This is a genomic window from Stenotrophomonas sp. GW821-FHT01H02A (assembly GCF_059422145.1).
Genome location: NZ_JBWKWI010000001.1, coordinates 247,316 through 263,262, shown reverse-complemented (window position 1 = coordinate 263,262; position 15,947 = coordinate 247,316). Strand labels below are relative to the sequence as shown.

Sequence of the window (15,947 nt, the reverse complement as noted above, 5' to 3'; positions counted from 1 at the left end):
CTCAGCCGGACATCCCGATGCGGGCCTTGGCATTGCGCTTGAGCAGCCACCGCGCGATCAGCGCCAGCAACAGGCAGGCCAGGCCGACGAACGCCCCCAGGAGCAGCGGGCTCTGCGAGAAATACCAGCGCAACCAGGTCAGCGGCGGCAGGTGACCGACGTAGTAACTCTGGTTACCGGCGAGGCTGCGCACTTTGTCCTTCTGCAGCAGCACCACACTGCCCTGGAAATCGCGCAGGCGGTCCGGATCGAACCACGCTTCAAACAGGCGGTTCACCTGGGCCGGGTCGTCGGCCATCACCGCGATCACGCTGCGACCCTTGCGCAGCGGCGACTCGAAGCCCATCAGCACGACGTCACCGGCATCCGGGCGCACGGAGACTTCGGCGGTGGTCGGCAGATCGGTGCGGCGCGCATCCGGCGACAGGAACGAGGGCATGCGTTCGAACACCCAGTCCGAGAGCTGGACACGGCGCGACTGCCCCGCCTCGCCGATCGGCAGATGCGCGGCCCATTCGCCGAACAGCGGCTGGCTGCGGCGCGAGCCGAGCACCACCAGGTCCTGGTCGGCATGCTCGCCAACCTGGCGCGCGGCGATGATGCGGTTGCGCAGTGCGGGATAACCGGTCGAGGCGCCCATGCGGCCGAGCAGGGTCAACACGTTGCCGACATCATCGGCGTTGGGGTTGTCCGGCAGGATCAGCACCGTCTCGGACAGATCGGCCAGGCGCGTGAACGGATACCCGGCATTGCCGAAGGCGGCCAGGTTGGGCATCGCCATGTAGTGGTCGAAACCGCTCAGGTCGATGCTGGTGTCGCCATCGATCGCCGCGGAGACATCCGGGAAGGTGTTCTTGCACTCGGCCGCCTGCGGGCGGTCGAAGAAGAAGTGGAAGCGCAGCTGGCTGTTGGACGAGAACGGCCCGGTGGGCAGCATCACCTTCTGCTGGATCGGCATCGCACCCGGTGCCTTGAGCTTGTTCCACAGCATGTCCGACACCGAACGCGGTGCCGGTCGACCGTTCAATGGTAGCGTGGTAACGAAGGCATCGTTGATGCTGATGTTCAGCGCCGACTTGTCCGCCCCTTCGGGCAGCGTATAGCGGTAGCGCAGGTCCAGCGGAATGCCGTCGCGGCGCCACACGAACAGGTCCGGCGGCAGCTGAAGGCCGATCCGGATCAGGTCCGGGTGGTAGCCAACCACGTTCAACTCGCTGGTCTGCCGCACCAGTTCGGACACGCGCACGGGCCGATCGCTGGGAATCCAGTTCGGCGCGTCGTACGGCTTGCGCGGCGCGATCTCCTTGAAGTCGCCGATGCTCGCGGTCGGGCCGGACAGCGGCGCGCCCAGGGTCAGTGCGGTAGCGGCGATGCGCAGTTCGCCATCGTCGCGGCCGAGCACCAGCAGCAGCTTGCCGTTGGCATCATTGGGGTTGGCAATCACGGCCAGGGTCGGCCCGCTGATGTCGGGCAGCACCAGACCGGCAGGCGGATTGCGCGGGGTGGCCACGACCACTGCGTTGCCTTCCAGCGGCACGGTGTCGATCGACGCGGGGAACAGCGCACCGCGGTAACCGGCCAGCGCGCCGAACCACGACGACACGATGCCGGCCGACTGCAGCAGGCCCTGCCCCGGCTGCCCGGTGAACACGAACGGCAGTTCCAGCCGGTTGGTGTCGCGGGCATCGAAGAACGGTACCGGCAGCAGCGACAGATCATTGGTCAGCTGCAGCGGCGCCCAACCCAGCTCCAGGTAGCTGGCGCTGTCGATGTTCGCCCACAGACTGGTGTGATCGGGATCTTCGCACTCGCGCGTGTAGTGGCCGATCAACTGCAGGTTGATCCGGTTGTAGTCGATGATCATGCGCGGATCGATATCGATATCGCGCTCGATCATCCGCCCAGCCTGGTCGACCGGGGTCGGCAAGGTCGCCACGGTGACGTCGTTGACGGTCACCTTCAGGTGAGACAGGTCCGGCAGCAGCGCGGGCGAATAGCTGTACTTCAGGTGCAGCGAGGCCCGATCCACCACCTGGTCGTTGCGGATCGAGAACGGCACGCCGGCCGTACCCTGGATGCCGCGCAGGGTGATCTCGTAATCGATGCCGAGCTGCTTGAGTGTGGAGCGGCTCTGCCGGGTCCCCGCGGCCGGGGCGGTGGGCAGCACGGCGGCGGGCGCGGCGTCGGCAGGTGCGGCCATCGGTTCAGCGGCCGCTGCCGCCGTGGGCACGGGCGGGCTCTGCGCGTAGACGGCCCCGCACAGCAAAGTCAGGGTGAACGCCACCGCTGCGGCGGACGGGCGCGGCAGGCGCACCGGGCGGAACAGGGAACGGTGACGACGGGTCATGCGGAATCTCCGGTGCGCGGCGGCGTGGGGGCATCCTTGCGGCCGCCCGCGAAAACGAACTGGCCCAGGCGGTGGAAGCCGCGCATGCTGGCCTTGAGGACGTCGGTGGTGGAACGCAGGAAGGTGTCGCGGTCGTGGCGACCCCACAGCTTCACCCAGATATCGGCGCGGGCGAAGGTGGAGGTGACCAGCCAGCGCTCCTGTTCCAGGGTGAGCTCACCGAACTGGATGCTGATGCCCTGGTCGTCGCGGTCATGCCGCACTTCGGCCGGCAAGCGCTGGCTGCGTTGGCGATGGGCCAGCTCAACCTCCACGCGCGTGCCCGGCTGCACCGGCTGGGCCTGGTCCAGGCGGATCGCCATGCCACCGGTGGAGAAATTCAGCGTGCGGCACGGTAATACCTGGCCATCGGGCAGGTGCAGCACGGCGCGCATGTTGAGCGGCACGCGGTGCGCGCGGCGGATCTGGCGCTGTTCGCTGGAGGTGGCGATCACCGCGCCCAGCATGATCATGTTGTAAACGGTCCAACCCAGGTTCAACCAGATCGTATTGACCTCGCCGCTGGTCTCGGCCATCACCATCCGTACGATGCCGGCGATCACGCCGGCCAGGTTCAACAGCAGCAGCAACAGGTACGGGCGGGCAATCTGTGCATCGAAATAGCTGCGCTGCACCAGGCCGCCCTTGGCGGTGACGTTGAACTTGCCGAGCTTGGGGTTGATCACCGCCATCAACGTCGGGCGCAGGATGTACCAGGCCAGCGTGGTCTCGTACACCTCGTTCCACAGCAGATGACGGTGCTTGCCCTGCACGCGCAGGTTGGTCAGGTTGGCCATCACGATGTGCGGCAGCGCGTAGGCGAGGATCATCAGCGCCGAGGCGTGGATGACGTGCGCACCAAAAAACAGGAAGGCCAGCGGCGCGGTCAGGAAGATGATCCGCGGCAGGCCATAGAAGAAGTGCAACATCGCGTTGGTGTAGCAGAGCCGCTGCACGAAGCTCAGGCCCTTGCCGAACATCGGGTTGTCCACCCGCAGGATCTGCGCCATGCCACGCGCCCAGCGGATGCGCTGCCCGACGTGCGCCGAGAGGCTTTCGGTGGCCAGGCCAGCGGCCTGCGGCACCGGAATGTAGGCGCTGCGGTAGCCGGCACGGTGCAGGCGGATCGCGGTGTGCGCATCCTCGGTCACCGTCTCGATCGCCACACCGCCCACCTCTTCCAGCGGGCCGCGCTTGATCACCGCGCAGGAGCCACAGAAAAAGGTGGCGTTCCACTGGTCGTTGCCGTCCTGCAGCAGCCCGTAGAACAGCTCGCCCTCGTTGGGCACGCGGCCGAAGTTGCCCAGGTTGCGCTCGAACGGATCTGCGGAGAAGAAGTAGTGCGGGGTCTGCACCACCGCCATCTTCTCGTCGTGCAGGAACCAGCCCATCGACATCTGCAGGAACGAGCGGGTCGGCATATGGTCGCAGTCGAAGATCGCCACGTACTCGCCCGTGGTCTTCTTCAGCGCCGCATTGATGTTGCCGGCCTTGGCGTGGTTGTTGTTGGTCCGGGTGATGTACTGCACCCCGACCTCTTCGCAGAATTCACGGAATTCTTCGCGGCGGCCGTCATCGAGCAGGTAGATGTTGAGCTTGTCGGCGGGCCAGTCCAGCACGGTCGCCGCCAGCACCGTGGTGCGCACCACCGAGAGCGGTTCGTTGTAAGTGGGGATGAAGACATCCACGCTGGGCCACAACGATTGGTCCTCGGGCAGCGGCATCGGCTTGCGGTGCAGTGGCCATGCCACCTGGAAGTAGCCCAGCACCAGCACGATGAAGGAGTACACCTCGGCGGCCACCAGGCCCAAGCCTAGGGTGAGGTCGACGAAGCTGCTCATGCCCATGGTGTCGGTTAGGCGCCAGTACATGTAGCGCGTGGACATCACCAGCGACAGCCCCATCAGCACCAGCGGGATCAACCGGTTCTCGCGGTTGCGCAGGCACAGGGCGATCAGGAACACCACGGCCGAGAACAGGAACTGCTGGCCGATCTCCATCGGGATGGTAACCACAAAGGCCAGCAGCACGGCGCAGCCGACCGCCAGCGCGAGCAGCGCCAGGCGGGCCAGAATGGCATCCCCTCTCGGGGTGGATGACTTGCTCATGATGTTCCCCCCAACACGGCCGCAGATCGCGGCATCCCCTTGCATCAGCCGGTCCCGTTGCCGCACCCCGCTGGGCGCGACGGACGATCACCGACTACGTTTCAACCCTGGCGCAGCCGGCTCAGCGGGCTGTGCCCCGGCGTGGCGCTACGTGCCTCCGCCAGGCGCTGGAACAATTGCTCCAGCGGTGTCTTGCGCCCCGGTGCGGCCGTGGCCGGCGTCTCCACGGTGGTCGCCTGGACCGGCGTGGTCACCGGCGTGGCCACCGGCGCGAGACTGACCGAGAGCGGCAGGTTCGTCGCGGCCGGAATCGGCGGCGGCACCTCATCGCGCGGCTTGGCCACCGTGCTCACGCGGGACTGGCTGTGGGAGAAATCCCGGTAAGCGCGCGTGTCATCGCGATCCCCCAGGCGGTTGAAGAGACCAGCCACGTCGTCGTGGCTCTCGGCATCGGCAGGTTGCTGAAACTTGCTCATGGCACCATCGAAAGGGGGAGAGGGTCAGAACACACGCGACAGCGTGTAGGTAGCTACATCGGGATGATCACTCTGCAGATAGCGCACATCCAGCACCGACATCATCCCGGCGGCCCGGAACCACTGGCGGTACACACCTTCCAGAAACCCAGTGTCCCACCCGTCCCCGGCGCCGAGGACGGCTGACAGCGGCGAGGCGGCGTGGTGGATGCGGACCTGTTCGGGGGCTTCCTCGAACACGACCTGCCCCCATTCCGTCGAGGACCACACCGCATTGGCCGCCTGCTGCAGTTCCTCCAGTGTGGCGACCGCCGGCAGCGCATGGTCACGGCCGAAGCGCTCACCGATACGCGCCATCAACCGCGACAGTTCGGCATCGGGCAACGCACTGTCGAACTCTTCGCAGAGCGCCAGCAGGAAGCCGCGCCACTGGCGTGAGCACGCGTGGGTCCGGTAGTAATCGAGCAATGCTGATGACTTCATGTGGGAAAGCCTAGACGACCCCCGATGCAGAGGCGGTATACGGGCAATTACCGGCATCGATGTCGGTCAAAAGTGTGAACTACGCCTCACAATATTGTGGCACATCTGGCTTTCCTGCATAGCGAGCGCCCTGCGTCGCTTCCTGACCCGCCGCGTCACCCGCCACCGCTTCGCTGAACGGATGTGCGTACCGGGCCGCCCCGGCGCCGGAGCCGGACGGCGGCCAAGGGTGCCACCCGGCGCGGCGATCAGGCCTCGGCCGGCAGCTCGAACACCTGCCGCAGGTAGGCCAGGTAGCCCGGGTCATCGCACATGCTCTTGCCCGGCGAGTCGCTCAGCTTGGCGACCGGCTGGCCGTTGCAGCGGACCATCTTGATGACGATATTGAGCGGGGTCGGACCCAGATCGTTGGTCAGGTGCGTGCCCACCCCGAAGGCAACCTGGCAGCGACCGCGGAAGTAATCGAACAGCTGCATGACCTTTTCGATGTTCAGCCCGTCGCTGAAAACCAGCACCTTGCTGCGCGGGTCCACGCGGCGGCTGTGGAAGTGGGCCAGCATGCGGTCGCCCCAGGTGAAGGGGTCGCCGGAATCGTGCCGGACGCCATCGAACAGCTTGCAGAAGTACATGTCGAAGTCACGCAGGAATGCTTCCAGCCCGACCACATCGGACAGCGCGATGCCCAGGTCGCCGCGGTACTCGCGAGCCCAGGATTCCAGCGCCGCCACCTGCGAGTCGCGCAGCCGCGGGCCGAGTGCCTGGAACGCCTGCAGGTATTCGTGGGCCATGGTCCCGTGCGGCGTCATGCCGTACAGCCGCGCGAAATGCACGTTGCTGGTGCCCACGAACTGCGTCCCCAGCGCGTCGCGCAGCATCGGCAACATGCGCCCGTGCCACTCGCGCGAATAGCGGCGGCGGCTGCCGTAGTCGGCGATCCGGCACAGCTCGAAACCGGGCGTATCGCGCAGCAGCGCGGTCTTGGCCTGCAGGCGGCGCTCGCCCTCGCTGAAGTCCGAATCGGTGGTGTTGCGGAACCAGACCTCGTTGATGATCGCCAGCAGCGGCACCTCGAACAGGATGGTGTGCAGCCACGGACCGGTGATGTCCAGGTCGATCTCGCCCGGGCCGGTGGTCGAGGGGCGCAGCGCGATGTACTTGCGGTCCAGGTGGAACAGGCCGAGGAAATCGGCGAAATCCGGTTTGACGAAGCGCAGGCCGCGCACGTAGTCCAGCTCTTCGGCGCTGAAGCGCAGGCTGCACAGGTGATCGATCTCGGCGTTGATCTGGTCGATGAACTGCGCCAGGTCGATGCCCGGGGTCCGGCACTTGAACCGGTACTGCACCTGCGCGCCGGGGTACTGATGCAGCACCGCCTGCATCATGGTGAATTTGTACAGGTCAGTGTCGAGCAGGGACTGGATGATCATGCTGAAGATTATGCGCCTGCCACCGTGTACGACCAACGGCCGGCGGGCTCGACGTGGAATGCGTTCACGGCACCTATCGCCCCCGGTGCGGACCCGGGTGCGCGGGCGTCTAGCGGCGGCGGAGCAGGCGCGGGACCTGCACCAGCGCATGCGCCCAGATTGCGCCCCATACCGCGCAGCGCACCGGCCAGGCACGCTGCGCTGCCTCGAATTTCCGGAAGTACCGCCACAACCCGCGGTGCTTGTGCCACTCCACGAAGAACGGCCGCGAGCGGCTGGAGACACCGCGCACATGGGTGACCCGCAGGTCGTTGGCGATCGCGATCACCGCGCCGGCCTCGCGTGCGCGGCGGCACAGGTCCAGATCCTCGGCGTGCAGGCGGTAGCCCGCATCCCAGCCACCGATCCGGTCGAACAGCGCCCGCGGCATCAGCAGCAAGGCGCCGGACAGGGCCGGCACGACCTGCAGTGGCTGGCTGCGGTCCACCGGGATGGCCAGCTTGCCGCCCTGCCCGGGGCTGCGCAGCATCGCGGCGAAATCCGGATCGCGGCGGCGCACTGCATCGTCGGGGCGGCCATCCTCGTCCACCTGCTCGACCCCCAGCAGGCAGTCACCCAGCGGCAGCGCGCGTTCGCGCAACAGGGCCAGGGTATCCGGGCCGACCATCAGGTCCGGATTGATGAAGGCCAGCCACGGCGCCTGGCTGTCGGCCACGCCCTGGTTGTTGGCCGCAGCAAAGCCGGGGTTGTCCGGATTGGCGATGAAGCGCACCCGCGGGTCGGCGCTGGCATGGCGCTGCACGATCTCCAGGGTGCCATCGGTGGAATCGTTGTCGACCACGCGGATCTCGGCGATGTCGCGCGCCTCGCGCAGACGCAGCAGGCAGGCATCCAGCGTGCTGGCGCTCTGGTAGCTGACGATGATGGCGGCGATGGCAGGGCTCAAGCGGGCGACTCCGGGGCAGCAGTGACAGGGGGCGCGAACAGATCGCCCTGCGCCTTGGGCATTATCGCCTGCCGATGATGCTGCTGCAGGTCGTGGCGCGCCTGCTGCAGGGGATCGGCCATCAGGAAGCCGGCCAACCGTGGCGGCCAGCCCGGCCAGCGCGTGGCAAGCGCCTCCATGTCGCCTTCGCCGGTCAGCCCTTCGGCGACGCGGGCGATAAAGGCGGTCTCGCACAGCGCGTTGCGCCAGCCGAGCCCGGCCATGCGCAGGCTCAGGTCGATCAGCGCCGCATTCCACGAAGCATAGCTGTGCATGTCCAGCCCGCCGGCCTTGCGCCGCGCATTGCCGCGCAACATGACGGCATGCGTGACCGCCGAGGGCAGTTCGGGATGCAGCGGCGGCATCGCCGCGCAGGCCTGCGCCAACGGGGCCAGATCCAGGTCATCGGGCAGCGGATTGATCTCGCCCAGGCGCGGCCAGGCCGCCGTCTCGCCAGCATTGCACCAGGGCGTGGCCGAGCCGATCGAGGCGTCACGCGCCAGGCAGGCCTCCAACTGCTGCAGCCACCCCGGGGCCGGGATCGCGTCCGGTGCCAGCACCACCACATCGGCGCCGGCGCACGCGGTCAGCATTTCATCCAGATGGGCGATTTCGCCGATGGCCCGGGCGCGGCGGGTGTACTCGGCCTGCAGCGGCGTGTGCGTGAGCCAGTGCTCGATCACGGCCTGGGCACGCGGCCCGGCCTGCCCATCATCGGCCAGCCAGATCGCCGTGCCTGGCGCGGTACCGGCATCGAGCGCGGCCAGGCAACGGTCCAGGGCGGCATCGTCCACGCCCAGCGGCAACAGCACGATCGCCCCCATTCCGCCTCCGTGGTTGTCGGTCGCCACAGCGTAGCACCGGCTGGGCATCACTCAGCCGACCGAGATTACTTCCCAGGCGGCCGAGGTTGACTCAGTGGCTCCATCGCGCGGAAGCGCTGGCTGTACTCATCGGTCAGGTTGCGTGCTTCCTGCCCGTTGCGGACGATGGTGGGCGTCAGCAGCACGATGACCTCCGACCGCCGGCTGGTGCGGCTTTTCTGGCCGAACAGCGCGCCCAGCACCGGAATCCGGCTCAAGCCGGGAATGCCGCTGCTCTCATCGGTGGCCGAATCGGTGATCAAGCCGGCCAACATGATGGTGTCCCCGCTCTGCACCGCAGCCTCGGTGGCCAGCTTCTTGGTGGAGATGCGCGGATTGCAGTTGCGCTCCTGTGGATTGCAGTCCTTCGGCACATCCGAGGCACTACTCACTTCCTGCACGATATCCAGGAACACCGTGCCGTCGCGAGTCACCCGCGGACGCACTTTGAGAATGACGCCGGTGTCGATGTACTGCACCGAACTGTAGCTGCCGGTCCCGATGCCGGTGTTCACCGTGGTGGTGTTGATCGGCACTTTGTCACCCACATTCAGCGTGGCTTCGGCGTTGTTGCGAACGAACACGGACGGCGTCTGCAGCAGACGCACATCGGTGACCTGGTCCAGCGCGCTGACCACCGCCGCACCGTTATGGCCGGTAAATGCCCAGCCAGCACCATCGGTGCCGGTGAGGGCCCCGGCGAAGGTGTTCCACGAACCGCCTGCTGCTGCCGGCAGGGTCACCCCGGCAAGGGCCCCCGTCAACGCCCTGCCTGCCACGGCATTGTCGAAATACCAGTTCACCCCGTACTTCAGCTCGCCGGTCAGCCCGACTTCGGCCACTTGTGCCTCGATGTGCACCTGCAGCGGCATCACATCCAGCTTCTCGATCACCTCGCGGATCGACCGCCATGCCTGCGGTGTCGCACGTACCAGCAGCGTATTGGTTTCCTCCACCGCTGACACGCCCACCCGATCGCCCTCCACTTCCAGGCGGATGCTGACGTTGCCCGACTGGCGTTGCGGCAGGTTCAAGCTGCCGGAATTGCCACCGCCAGAGCTGCCTGCACCGCCGACGGAATTGTTGAAACTGCTGCTGTTGCCTACGTCCATGCCGCGTTCGCCGTCGCTGCCCAGCTGGGACGGGATGGCGCCCGGGGCCAATGAGCCCGGACTGGAGCCGCTGCGGTCACCGCCGCTGGCAAAGGCTTCGCTGAGGCGTTCGGCCAGATCGCGCGCTTTGATGTAACGCAGTTCCTGGGAGAACAGCCGGGCGCTGCCGCCGGCGCTATCGATGCGGTCCAGCCACTGCTGGATCTGGTCCAGGTAGCGCGCCTGCGGAGTGATCACCAGCACCGCGTTGGCGTTCTCCAGCGGCAGGAAGCGGAACATGCCGGCGCTGGGCGTCTTGCTCTCCTCACCGAATACCTTCTCCAGATCGGCGGCGACCTGTTCGGCCTTGCCGGACTGGATCGGGAACACGCCCACGGACATGCCCGACAGCCAGTCCACGTCGAAGATCTCCACCGTGCGCAGGTAGTTCTCCAGCTCGCTGCGGGTGCCGCCGAGGGTGATCACGTTGCGGCCGTTGTCGACGTTGACGATGGCATTCGGGCGCGCGTACGGCTCCAGCACCTTCTTCATCTCGGTGGCCGAGATATACTGCAGCGGCACCACGCGCACTTCGAAGCCGCGCGCATTGGCTGGCGGGGCGGTGCTCGGCGAAACCGTCCCGGCCAAGGCCTGGTCGGCGGGCACGATGTTGTAGCGGCCGGCGCTGTAGACCATGCGCGTGTTGTTCCAGCCCAGCACCATCTCCAGCAGGTTCAAGGCCTGCGCCGAGGAGACCGGTTTGGGCGTGGCCAGGGTCACGGTGCCCTGCACGCCCGGTGCGATCACATAGTTCTGGCCGAGGAAATCACCGAGGATCGCCTTGACCACCGCGTGTACCGATTCGCCTTCAAAGTTGAAGGTGGCGTTGCCGGTGGAGGCGTTGCCCAGCGACGGCTGCGCGGCGGCCGCAGCACTGCGGTTGATCATGGTGCCGGTTCCGCGGCGTATCACCGCCTGCGGCGCGCCGCTGCTGCCCAATGGCTCGGCGTCGATGCCCTCGTGGGACCCGTCGCCGGCGACCACTTGATGGCTGTCGAGCACCGCGTCGCGACGGACCTCCGGCGCAGGCACGGTGGTGCAGCCCACCAACAGGGCGACAAGGAACGATACGGGGAAAAGGCGCAGGGTCATGCTGTCACTCTAAGGGTTATGGCCGGAGCCGCCCGCGGGCGGTTGCTGCGACTGCTGTTGCTGCTGCAATTGCTGGCGGCGCGCCTGGATGCGCTCGCGGATCGCCTTCATCTGGTCTTCGGTGGGGCCTTGCGGGTTCTGCGCGGGGCCCGCCGCATTCGACGGCGTCGCCGCCTGCGGCGCCGGTGCAGCCGGCGGTGGGGGGACCGGCATCGGAACCGTCGCGCCATTGATCGAGCGGGCGCCTGCCCCGGCGGGGGGAACCGTCGTGAGCGGCGTGCTCCCCAGCACCGTCGGTGGTTCGCCGCCCTGGCCGTTGAAGACGGGCAGTTCCAGGGTCTGGGTGCCGCCCGGGCCGCTGACGGTGGCGCGGCGGGGCTCCAGTGCGAGCAGCTGCCAGCCGTTGACCGCCTCGCCATTCAAGCGCAGCCGCAGCGACTGCCGTTGGTCGGTGGTGAGGATCGCCATGCCGAAGCCAGGCGTGAGCAGCACACCGGTGAGCGACACCGTGCTGGCAGTGCCCTGCTCGGTGCCTCCGAGCAGATACGGTCGCGGCCGGCGATCTTCAGCGAACAGCGGGCGGGCGCCGATCTGCGCATAGGTACCGGCCGTGCCCATGCGCTCGGGTGCGGCGGGCGCCAACTGCGGCAGCGGCGCTGGCCCGATCCCGCCATCCGAGGCCGGGGCGATGCGATTGCCCAGGCCGAACAAGGTGGCAACCCAGACCGCCAGCGCCCACAGCGCGATCCCGCCCAGCGCCCACGTGCGCAGACCGGCTGCTTCAAGCTTCATGCTCGAGCTCCTCGGTGGCGGCCGGCGCAGGCGCGGGTTCAGCCGCATCGATAGGCGGTGCCGCACCCGGATCGGCGCCCTGCTCTGGCGGCAATGAGAGGGGTGCCGCCATTGGCGCACCGGGTTCCAGCGCGGCGCCCGGGCGGAGGTAGCCGACCAGTTCGAACGACACATCCAACCCCGTCCCGGTTTCGCTGGGGGATTGCTGGAAGCGCTGCGCGAGCAGAGTGAGGTTCTCCACGAACAGGCGCGGGCTGCCGGTCTCCAGCGTGTGCAGCACGGCGGCCATTTCCGGTACGCCGCAGCGCAGGCGCACCTGCAGGGCCACGCGCGGGAACGCCGGTTCGCGGTTGGTGTCGGGCAGCGGCGTGCGGTTGCTGATCGTGCAGCTGCGGTTGCCCGGGCTGGCCGAAGCCACGGCATCCTGCAGGCGGCTGGAAAGCGCCGCGGCCGCCGATTCGGCGGTGGCCTCACGCAGGAAGCCGGGGCGGCCGTCGAGCGCGCCCTGCACCTCGCGCAGCTGGGTGGCGATCTGCCCGCGCTGTGCCAGCTGTGCATCCACGCGCTGCTGGCGTTCCTGCACGGCCGCGACATCGGCATTGATCGCCAGCAGCGGGCGGGTCAGCCATGGATGCACCAGCAGCAGGTACGCCACGGCGATCACCGCCAGCAGCAGAGCCAGCGCGAGCCAGCGATCACGGCGCGTCGGTTGTGCTGCCATCGGCAACCTCCTTCGCGGCCGGCGTCGCACCGGGCAGCGGCTGCAGCTCGGCGGTGAGCGTGAAGCGGTCACGGCCGCTGGTTGCGCCATCGGCCTGCAGTACGCCGGTCAGGTTGACCTTGCGCCATAGCGGCGAATCCTGCAGCAGCGGCACCAGCTGCGAGGCTTCGCGGCTGAGCCCGATCAACTGCAGCGTGTTGCCTTCAACCGAGAGTTTCTCCAGATAGGTGCCATCGGGCAGCAGGCGGGTCAGCTCGTTCCACAGCTCCACGGTACTGGCATGCTCGGTGCGCTTGCCTTCCAGGAACGCGGCACCTTCCACCAGGTCCTGCAACTGCTGCCGCTCGGCCGCGACCCGGCGCGCATCACGCGCGGCGTCATCCACCTGCGCGCGCAGCTGCTCGGCGGCCGCCTGGCGATTGTCCAGCAACTGATGGCCGGCCAGCGCCAGCAGTACGATCGTGCTGACGGCCAGGAGCCCGTTCCAGCGTGCCATCGGGTCGCGATAGGGCTGCCGCTGCGCCACCGGCAACAGATTGACGTCGAGCGGCAGGCCGGCGGCGTCGACCGCATCGACGCCGGCCACGGCCTGCGCCCACGGTCCGGCCTGCTGCGCCCACTGTTCCAGCTGCACACGCGGGATCACCACCAGCTCGACCTGCAGTTGGCCGTCCGCCAAGGCGCCGAGCTCGCGCACGTCATAGCTGACCTGGCTGGCATCGAACGGGGTCTGCCGATCAATTTCGAATCCGACCACATCTCGCAGCCGCTCGGCGGCGGCCGCAGGCAATCGCAGCGGGCGGCGCAGCACGCTCCCGGCTGGCAGCAGCCAATGCCGGGGCAGGCTGCGCAGGCGCGCGTCCAGTACCCCATCGAGCACTGCAGGTGCTACCGGCCACGGCAGTTCGGCGATCGCCTCGATCTGGTCGCCGGTCTGGCGCTGCAGCCGCAGCACGTCCCCTGTGCGCTGCAGCAGCAGCCGCGAACGCGACCAGCCCATCGCCCATTGCCAGCGTACCGGCAGCCAGGCCAGCAATGACTGCCGCCACCAGCGCAGGCTGCTGCCCACGCCGGGCGACAGACGCCCGCGGGCCCGCACCAGACTGTCACGCCATGCCGTCATCTTGCTGCCATTCCCTGTTCCCAGCGAAGTACTGTGTATGCCGTTCCCGGCGTGCCTGCCGACCCCATCCTCACCACGGCGCGCAATACCGATATCCGTCCGCGTTCGTCCGTGGCGCGACTCTCGATACTATAGGTGCCGCTGCCGCCTGCAAGCGGCGTGACCGGCAAACCGGCCTCATCGGCGGCGGCGGCGCGCTCGCGCTCGGCCAGCAGGCGCTCTGCGTCCAACCCCAGCGCAGTCAGCACCGGGCCAGCCGCAACGCGCGGGTCGGGCCGCGCCTGGCGGCTGTACAGGGTCAGCATCGGCTCGATCCGCGCATACAGGTCCGCGTCCATGCCCAGGACACGCTGCAGTTCTCCCACGGTCTCGAAGCGCGCATTGCGTGCGCCATAGGGCAGGCCCGCGGCGATGTAGTCGGGCGTCTCCGCGCCGCCGCCGGGTTGTTTGAGGCCGTCGGCATCGCGCCAGTCGACGATGGCACCGGCCAGCTGCTGGGCGCGCCCAGGCTCCTCCCCCATCGCGCGCAGGAAGGCGCCGAGCAGGCTCGCGTCGGCCAGGTTCAGATTGATCTTGCCGTTCTCGTCGAGGATCGCCAGGTCGATCCGACGCGTATCGAACGTCCACCGGTAGCGGCGCCCATCGGGCACCCACGCCGGCTGCGCGGCGCGCGGCTGCAGGCGATGCAGCGCGTATTCCAGCCCTGCGCGCGCGTATTCCTGGCCGATGGCATCATCGCCGATCACGCGCTGCTGCATGTGCTCCACGCGTGCGCTCAGCGCGAACGCCCCGATCACCGCGGTGAGCAGGGCGATCAGCCACAGCACCAGTACAAGGGCCGCGCCGCGTACCGACCTCATGGGCGATCCCCGCGTGCCGGTGGCAGCGCCGCGATCATCGGTGGCCACGCCGGCCCCTGCAGCGGCATGACCTCGATCGAGACCAGCAGCGGCAGGCGGCGGGTATCGTCCCAGCGGTCCAACCACTCGGTCAGCTGGCCGGTGCGCGGATCGGTGCCGCGATAGCGGAAGCGCACATCACGCAGCTGGTCAGCCAGCATCTCCGGCAGGCGTGGCGGATCCTCGTCGATCGCCTCGCCGTTCTGCAGCAGGGTCAGCCCGACCTCCAACTGCGCCGCCCCCCCGGCGTGGCGGACCTGCAGCTCGTGTGCATAGGGACCGCCGCGACCGAGATAGCCGGGCAGGTCCGAGACGAACAGCATGCGCTGTGGCTCGCCCACGAAATACACCGGATCGCGGGTGGGGTCCGGCGGCGAGGTCGCGATGACCAGTGCGGTCGACAGGCGCCGCCGCAGGAAGCCTTCGACCGCGCGCATGCGTTCGTTCTGGGCCGCCATGCGCTCGCCACGCTGGCTGATCGCCATGGCCGAGCGCACGGTGGCAGATGCCAGTGCCAGGCCACCGACCAGCAGGGCGGTCGCCAGCAGGATTTCGATCAGGGTGAAGCCGCCGGCGCGGCGCGCGCGGAATCTCATCGCGGCGCGCCCGGTACCGGTGGCAACAGGCGCAGGCTGCGCCACTGCAGCTGCTCGCCATTGCCGTCGCCCCACCTGACCTGCAGCGTGATCTGCGCCAGCACCGGGCCGCCGACGTCCACGGTCACCGGCCCGGTGCTGCTGCGTGGTTCCTGGTAGGGCGCGACCTGCAATTGCCAGTGGTATCTGCCCTGCTCCCACTCCCCCTGCGTGCTGCCCTCCTGCAGTGGCGCCTCCACACCGGTGCTGGCCAGCAGCGATTGCGCATACAGCGTCGCGCGGCTGCGCACGTCGGCCTGCCCGACCTGGCGCGCGGCGCCGGACAGGCTGCCCAGCAGCAGGGTCAACGCCAAGGCCAGCAGCGCGAAGGCGATGATCACCTCCAGCAGCGAATAGCCACGCTGGCGCTTCATCGACCCTCCCGACGCGGGCCGGCACGCACTTCGCCGGTGATCCAGCCCACGTGGATGTCCCACGCTGCGCCGCGCGTGCTCAACTCGATGCTGCCGCCACTGGCAGCGCCGTCGGCGAAGAAGGCGATCGCGCCCTGCCCGGGCGCGGTGCCGAGCTGGCCGGCGCCGCGGAACTGCACGTCCAGCGCGGCCGGGATCTGCCCGTGCCGACCGTGGGCGGCCTGCCAGGTGCGTGCGCGTGGGTCGATCAGGAAACGCTGGGTCTGGCCGGTGGCGATGGCCTGGGTACGCGTATAGCGCAGCTGGGTGGCGATCTCCTTGCCGGCGCTGCGCAGGCGCATGCCGTCAATGCCGCCGTTCATGGCGGTGGCGGTGACCACCCCGATGATCGCGATCAACGCGACCACCAGCAGCATCTCCAGCAACGACAGG

The 15,947-nt window shown here is 68.3% G+C and carries 15 protein-coding genes; all 15 read right to left on the bottom strand.

Translation table 11 applies throughout. The features are described from left to right. Position 1: 1 nt before the first annotated feature. A complete protein-coding gene (gene bcsB / locus AC07WC_RS01170; protein WP_495208435.1) occupies positions 2-2,347 on the bottom strand; it encodes a cellulose biosynthesis cyclic di-GMP-binding regulatory protein BcsB in 2,346 nt (781 codons plus the stop codon). Beyond that, the gene (gene bcsA, locus AC07WC_RS01165) at positions 2,344-4,494 is read right to left on the bottom strand and encodes a UDP-forming cellulose synthase catalytic subunit (protein ID WP_495208434.1); all 2,151 of its coding nucleotides are present in this window, start codon (positions 4,492-4,494) and stop codon (positions 2,344-2,346) included. Before bcsA ends, bcsB begins: the two co-directional genes overlap by 4 nt. 101 nt (positions 4,495-4,595) lie before the next feature. Beyond that, entirely contained in the window at positions 4,596-4,970 is a 375-nt protein-coding gene (locus AC07WC_RS01160) for a hypothetical protein (RefSeq protein WP_495208433.1), read from the bottom strand. Positions 4,971-4,994: 24 nt separating this feature from the next. Then, on the bottom strand, positions 4,995-5,453 hold the full coding sequence (bcsD, locus tag AC07WC_RS01155; RefSeq protein WP_495208432.1) for a cellulose biosynthesis protein BcsD: 459 nt from the start codon (positions 5,451-5,453) through the stop codon (positions 4,995-4,997). Positions 5,454-5,701: 248 nt separating this feature from the next. After that, a complete protein-coding gene (gene pncB / locus AC07WC_RS01150; protein WP_495208431.1) occupies positions 5,702-6,880 on the bottom strand; it encodes a nicotinate phosphoribosyltransferase in 1,179 nt (392 codons plus the stop codon). Positions 6,881-6,989: 109 nt separating this feature from the next. Next, positions 6,990-7,826, bottom strand: a complete 837-nt coding sequence (locus AC07WC_RS01145) for a glycosyltransferase family 2 protein (RefSeq protein WP_495208430.1) — start codon at positions 7,824-7,826, stop codon at positions 6,990-6,992. Next, the gene (locus tag AC07WC_RS01140) at positions 7,823-8,689 is read right to left on the bottom strand and encodes a glycosyltransferase family 2 protein (protein WP_495208429.1); all 867 of its coding nucleotides are present in this window, start codon (positions 8,687-8,689) and stop codon (positions 7,823-7,825) included. Before AC07WC_RS01140 ends, AC07WC_RS01145 begins: the two co-directional genes overlap by 4 nt. A gap of 65 nt (positions 8,690-8,754) precedes the next feature. Then, positions 8,755-10,971: a type II secretion system secretin GspD gene (gene gspD / locus AC07WC_RS01135; protein ID WP_495208428.1), complete on the bottom strand. Its 2,217-nt coding sequence runs from the start codon at positions 10,969-10,971 to the stop codon at positions 8,755-8,757. Between the two features lie 9 nt (positions 10,972-10,980). Beyond that, positions 10,981-11,763, bottom strand: coding sequence for a type II secretion system protein, XpsN-like (locus tag AC07WC_RS01130; RefSeq protein ID WP_495208427.1), 783 nt, complete (start codon positions 11,761-11,763; stop codon positions 10,981-10,983). Beyond that, on the bottom strand, positions 11,753-12,484 hold the full coding sequence (gene gspM, locus AC07WC_RS01125; protein WP_495208426.1) for a type II secretion system protein GspM: 732 nt from the start codon (positions 12,482-12,484) through the stop codon (positions 11,753-11,755). The genes AC07WC_RS01130 and gspM overlap by 11 nt, the downstream gene beginning before the upstream one ends. After that, positions 12,459-13,607 carry a PilN domain-containing protein gene (locus AC07WC_RS01120; protein WP_495208425.1) on the bottom strand — a complete coding sequence of 383 codons (1,149 nt, stop codon included), beginning with the start codon at positions 13,605-13,607 and terminating at the stop codon, positions 12,459-12,461. The genes gspM and AC07WC_RS01120 overlap by 26 nt, the downstream gene beginning before the upstream one ends. Beyond that, positions 13,604-14,467, bottom strand: coding sequence for a type II secretion system minor pseudopilin (locus AC07WC_RS01115; RefSeq protein WP_495208757.1), 864 nt, complete (start codon positions 14,465-14,467; stop codon positions 13,604-13,606). The genes AC07WC_RS01120 and AC07WC_RS01115 overlap by 4 nt, the downstream gene beginning before the upstream one ends. Then, positions 14,464-15,102 carry a type II secretion system protein J gene (locus tag AC07WC_RS01110; protein ID WP_495208424.1) on the bottom strand — a complete coding sequence of 213 codons (639 nt, stop codon included), beginning with the start codon at positions 15,100-15,102 and terminating at the stop codon, positions 14,464-14,466. Before AC07WC_RS01110 ends, AC07WC_RS01115 begins: the two co-directional genes overlap by 4 nt. Then, the gene (xpsI, locus tag AC07WC_RS01105; protein WP_495208423.1) at positions 15,099-15,515 is read right to left on the bottom strand and encodes a type II secretion system protein XpsI; all 417 of its coding nucleotides are present in this window, start codon (positions 15,513-15,515) and stop codon (positions 15,099-15,101) included. The genes AC07WC_RS01110 and xpsI overlap by 4 nt, the downstream gene beginning before the upstream one ends. Continuing rightward, entirely contained in the window at positions 15,512-15,931 is a 420-nt protein-coding gene (xpsH, locus tag AC07WC_RS01100) for a type II secretion system protein XpsH (RefSeq protein WP_495208756.1), read from the bottom strand. Before xpsH ends, xpsI begins: the two co-directional genes overlap by 4 nt. Positions 15,932-15,947 lie beyond the last annotated feature (16 nt).

Excerpts from the sequence above, each read along its gene's own strand:
- bcsB (WP_495208435.1), bottom strand. The coding sequence starts at position 2,347 with ATGACCCGTCGTCACCGTTCCCTGTTCCGCCCGGTGCGCCTGCCGCGC.
- bcsA (WP_495208434.1), bottom strand. The coding sequence starts at position 4,494 with ATGAGCAAGTCATCCACCCCGAGAGGGGATGCCATTCTGGCCCGCCTG.
- AC07WC_RS01160 (WP_495208433.1), bottom strand. The coding sequence starts at position 4,970 with ATGAGCAAGTTTCAGCAACCTGCCGATGCCGAGAGCCACGACGACGTG.
- bcsD (WP_495208432.1), bottom strand. The coding sequence starts at position 5,453 with ATGAAGTCATCAGCATTGCTCGATTACTACCGGACCCACGCGTGCTCA.
- pncB (WP_495208431.1), bottom strand. The coding sequence starts at position 6,880 with ATGATCATCCAGTCCCTGCTCGACACTGACCTGTACAAATTCACCATG.
- AC07WC_RS01140 (WP_495208429.1), bottom strand. The coding sequence starts at position 8,689 with ATGGGGGCGATCGTGCTGTTGCCGCTGGGCGTGGACGATGCCGCCCTG.
- gspD (WP_495208428.1), bottom strand. The coding sequence starts at position 10,971 with ATGACCCTGCGCCTTTTCCCCGTATCGTTCCTTGTCGCCCTGTTGGTG.
- AC07WC_RS01130 (WP_495208427.1), bottom strand. The coding sequence starts at position 11,763 with ATGAAGCTTGAAGCAGCCGGTCTGCGCACGTGGGCGCTGGGCGGGATC.
- gspM (WP_495208426.1), bottom strand. The coding sequence starts at position 12,484 with ATGGCAGCACAACCGACGCGCCGTGATCGCTGGCTCGCGCTGGCTCTG.
- AC07WC_RS01120 (WP_495208425.1), bottom strand. The coding sequence starts at position 13,607 with ATGACGGCATGGCGTGACAGTCTGGTGCGGGCCCGCGGGCGTCTGTCG.
- AC07WC_RS01115 (WP_495208757.1), bottom strand. The coding sequence starts at position 14,467 with ATGAGGTCGGTACGCGGCGCGGCCCTTGTACTGGTGCTGTGGCTGATC.
- AC07WC_RS01110 (WP_495208424.1), bottom strand. The coding sequence starts at position 15,102 with ATGAGATTCCGCGCGCGCCGCGCCGGCGGCTTCACCCTGATCGAAATC.
- xpsI (WP_495208423.1), bottom strand. The coding sequence starts at position 15,515 with ATGAAGCGCCAGCGTGGCTATTCGCTGCTGGAGGTGATCATCGCCTTC.
- xpsH (WP_495208756.1), bottom strand. The coding sequence starts at position 15,931 with ATGCTGCTGGTGGTCGCGTTGATCGCGATCATCGGGGTGGTCACCGCC.